5 protein-coding genes are annotated in these 4295 nt (G+C 39.2%); 4 read left to right on the forward strand and 1 reads right to left on the reverse strand.

The genetic code is table 11. From position 1 onward, the window contains the following. The 3 genes from JWQ85_RS18980 to JWQ85_RS18990 all read left to right on the forward strand — a co-directional run. Positions 1–457 (forward strand): MIP/aquaporin family protein (locus JWQ85_RS18980; RefSeq protein ID WP_299470757.1); only part of this gene is annotated, 457 nt, incomplete at its 5' end. Between the two features lie 101 nt (positions 458–558). Beyond that, complete coding sequence (locus tag JWQ85_RS18985; RefSeq protein WP_299470759.1) at positions 559–1392, forward strand: sugar phosphate isomerase/epimerase; 834 nt, start codon at positions 559–561, stop codon at positions 1390–1392. Between the two features lie 115 nt (positions 1393–1507). Continuing rightward, on the forward strand, positions 1508–2338 hold the full coding sequence (locus JWQ85_RS18990; protein ID WP_299470761.1) for a phytanoyl-CoA dioxygenase family protein: 831 nt from the start codon (positions 1508–1510) through the stop codon (positions 2336–2338). Positions 2339–2373: 35 nt separating this feature from the next. Here JWQ85_RS18990 and JWQ85_RS18995 read toward each other — a convergent pair whose 3' ends face one another. Further along, positions 2374–3282, reverse strand: coding sequence for an AraC family transcriptional regulator (locus tag JWQ85_RS18995; protein ID WP_299470763.1), 909 nt, complete (start codon positions 3280–3282; stop codon positions 2374–2376). Between the two features lie 370 nt (positions 3283–3652). Between JWQ85_RS18995 and JWQ85_RS19000 the strand changes: the two genes are divergently transcribed. Then, positions 3653–4295: SDR family NAD(P)-dependent oxidoreductase (locus tag JWQ85_RS19000; protein ID WP_299470765.1), on the forward strand; the 643-nt coding region annotated here is incomplete at its 3' end.

Genomic DNA, 4295 nt, shown 5'->3' on the forward strand with positions numbered 1-4295 from the left:
AGGCGCCTGCATTGGGGCGTTTTTAGTTTGGATAATGTATTACGATCATTTTAAACGTACTAATGATCCTGCTTCCATACTTGCTGTGTTTTGTACCGGTCCGGCAGTGCGCAATTACATATCAAACATAGCCAGCGAGGTGATAGGCGCTTTTGTATTATTGTTTACTATATTTTATATTACCGGTGCCGAGATAGCGCCGGCTAAAACACCTGTTGGTTTGGGCTCGGTAGGTGCTATACCCGTAACTTTTTTGGTATGGGTAATTGGTTTATCTCTCGGTGGTACCACCGGTTATGCGATCAACCCGGCGCGCGATCTGGGGCCGCGGTTTATACATATGCTGCTGCCTATAAAAGGAAAAGGCACCAGCGATTGGAGCTATGCCTGGATTCCGGTAATAGCTCCCTTAGTTGGCGCTTCGATAGCGGCAGTCCTATACCTCTCCATTTCATAATACTTGTATTATGATAGTGAAAACGGTAAATTTAATAAACAAGTAGCCTTAAAATTGACAGTGTCGTTTCTTAACTATAAAATATAAAAATATTTATCCGGATGAAATTGCTATTCTTTTGCCCCAGGTGGGGTTGTGAAAACACAAGCTGGGAAGACTTTCTTACGAAAGTAAAAGATAACGGGTATGATGGCATTGAGTATGGCATATCTAACGAAACCACCTCTGCCCAATTAGATGAAGTGTGGGAGAAGCTGGATAAACATCAGCTGCATGTAATTCCGCAGCACTACGGTACTTACGATGCTGATTTTAGTAAACATCTTAACAGATATTCGGCGTGGTTAGAGTTAGTTAAACCTTACCCGGCTATTAAAATTGACTCGCAAACAGGCAAAGACTTTTTTACTTTTGAACAAAATAAACAATTGATAGATGTAGCCGAAAGGCATACAATTGACTGTGGTATTAATGTTTATCACGAAACGCACCGCAATAAGTCTTTATTTGCCGCGCACATAACTAAACAATACCTCGAAAAGATCCCCTCTCTTCAAATAACATTAGATGTATCACACTGGATCAATGTAGCCGAATCATTTTTAGAAGATCAACAGGAAGCTTTGGATATTGCAATACAACGAACAGAGCATATTCATGCACGGGTTGGCTACCCCGAGGGCCCACAGGTGCCAGACCCACGTGCTCCCGAATGGGAGGATGCGGTAGCTCATCACCTTAAAATATGGGATAAGATCATCAAACGTAAAACAGCGGCCGACCCTGATTCAATAATAACTATTACATCTGAATTTGGCCCTTATCCCTACATGGTTCACCTGCCATTTAATCAAAGCCCTATTACAAATCAATGGGATGTTAATCTATACATGAAGGACCTGTTAAAAGAACGATATGAAAACAATAGGCATTAAAAGCTAAACCTTACAAGTAATCAAATAGATAAAAAAACGTTATTTTTTTGAACAGATACTTGTTGTATTTTAGAATTATTAAGTGAAAATTTGACTAACCAAATTATAAACTGCTATGTCTTACCAAAGTTTAACAGCCGCACAAAAGGCTCAATACGATAATGATGGATATTTAGTTATTCCAAATTTTCTTGCCCAGCCAGAAGTTGATCTGCTATATAATCTTGCCACCAAAGATGATATTTTGCGTAATAACGCATTTGATTTGAACGATCAGACTGGCAAGCGTACTAAGCTTACTTTATGGTTTACACCCGGTGATGATACTTTTAGCCTGTTAACACGCAGTGAAAGAATGATACGATCAGTACAATCTTTACTGGGCGATGGCGAGGTTTGCCATTTTCATTCAAAGTTAATGCAAAAAGAACCCAAGGTAGGCGGGGCGTGGGAGTGGCATCAAGACTACGGTTACTGGTATAAAAACGGATTTTTATATCCCGATGCATTGATAAGTGTGATGCTGGCACTTACAGCAGCCACTAAAGAGAACGGCTGTTTGCAAGTACTTAAAGAATCGCACAAAATGGGGAGGTTTGAACACCTGTTTGCCGGTGAACAGCAAGGGGCAGATATGCCTTTTGTGGAAGAAGCTTTAAAGTTTTGTGAAAAAGTGTACGTAGAATTAAAAGCAGGTGACGTGTTATTTTTCCACTCCAATTTATTGCACATGTCTGAAGCTAATCTATCAGATAAACCCCGCTGGTCGTTAATATCAGCCTATAACTTAAGTTATAATAAACCTTTCCGGGAAAAAAACACCTCCTGCATTACACCTGTAAACATGGTTCCCGATAACGCGATAATGGAATCTGCCCCAACGGGATTATCCGCCCAGTCGGATTTTTTGAATAAAGAAAACGAAATAACCTTAAAAGTAAAATAGATAACTCGCGTTGAATACCTGTTATAGATACCAATTTACACCTGCGAGCGCACGTTGGTAGTTAGCTTATATTGTTCGGGCGACATGCCCATGTATTTTTTAAATACACGTGAGAAATAATACGGGTCATCATACCCTAAATCCATAGCGATGGTTTTTATCTTGGCCTCGTTAGCGTAAAGAAATTGGCAGGCCTTCTGCATTTTAAGGTGGATAAAATAATCAATAGGGGGCATGCCAGTAGCCTTGCGGAACAGGCTGGAAAAGTGCGAGCTTGATAATTTATGCTGCCCCGCCATATCGTCAACAGTCATTTTCTTTTCAATATTGTTTTTCATGTTAAGGATAGTGGTCGTAATAATATCCGGCGACTCGTTTTGTTCGCTTACAACATGTTTATCCGGAAACAAAAAGGTGGCTATTAAATTATAAAGGCAAAAGCTGGCGTTACATAAATTCTCGGTACTGTAACCCATTTCTAAATTCTGATAAATGTTTTGCCATATATCAAGGGCTTTGTTATTAAAAGGGATCTGTACAGGGCCTTTTAAAGCGTTTAGGCTTAACGATGAGTTGAAGTTTGCTATATCATCGCCTGTAAAATGTACCCAGTAAATAGTCCACGGGTCTTCCTCATCGGCCCAATAGCGCATATACGCTTCGGTTGCTGGTAGTAAGAAAAATTGATTGGGCGTTACTTCAAACTTTTTCTTATCAATTATATAATACCCCTTTCCCTTGAGGCAATAAATAAGGATATTATCGTCACAACCTCTTCTTCGTTCTTTGTAATGATAAGATGCTTTTGGGAAATAGCCAATATGTGTAATGTAAATATTAAACAGCGCCGGGTATCTTTTTACGTATTCTTTCAATACCTTTTGCGGGATGCTTATCAGTTTTTCGCCGTCAAATCCATCTTTTCTTTTAAAAGAACTACCCATAGTTTTAATTACAATAATTAATAGAATATTCCATTAGGAGTGGCATTGCTGCCAATTGGTAGGCTAAAATTAGCCTTTAATTTAATATAACGGAAATGGTAGTTTACAAATTATTTCTGCGTGTGTTTCTATGCCGATAGAATTATCCATTAAAATAAATGAATTACCTATTAGATAGCTTTTCACTGCAAACTAAATTTGGTCACCGTATTTAACAAACCAATTGTAAGCGTTATTAAAAAAGCCTATGCTTTATTTCTGATCAAACCAATTAAATACGGTTACGAAAACAGATGAATATTGAGCAGTATATACTGTAGGGTTTAATACAGTATTGCATTGCTTGTAACAAACAATTATGTATACCAATATGCAATTATTAAAAAATAAGGTTGTTTTTTTAACCGGCGGTACCGAAGGTATAGGTTATGAATGTGCCAAAACATACCATGAAGCCGGGGCGAAGGTCAGCATCATTACGCATAAAGAAAGCAGCCTGCAGCAATGCCGTACGCAATTCTTTAATGATAATGTCCACTATATCCTGGCCGATGTTTCTAATCCGGCAGACGTACAAAGGGCCATTGAGGAAACGATCGGCCATTTTGGTAAGATAGATATCATCCATAACAACGCCGGGGTTTCAAGCCCGTCAAAAACAGTATGTGATACTACGGACGAAGAGTGGGATAAGGTGTTTAATGTAAACGTTAAAGGCATTTATCATACCACAAAATTTGGTATAGAAGCTCTGAAACAAAGCAAGGGTACTATATTGAACACAGGTAGCCTGGTAGGTAATATAGGGCAGGAGTTACATGCGGCGTACACAGCTACGAAAGGCGCTGTAAATACGCTTACCAAATCAATGGCGCTTGATTATGCACCATTTGGGATCCGCGTAAATGCGGTGGCACCTGCAGGAGTATGGACACCCATGTTAAGACGGTGGAGTAATCAGCAGCCTAATGTTGCACACATTGAAAATTATTTAGACGAGATACACCCTTTAG

The sequence above is a fragment of the Mucilaginibacter sp. genome (assembly GCF_028288105.1).
In the GTDB taxonomy this organism is placed as follows: Bacteria; Bacteroidota; Bacteroidia; order Sphingobacteriales; family Sphingobacteriaceae; genus Mucilaginibacter.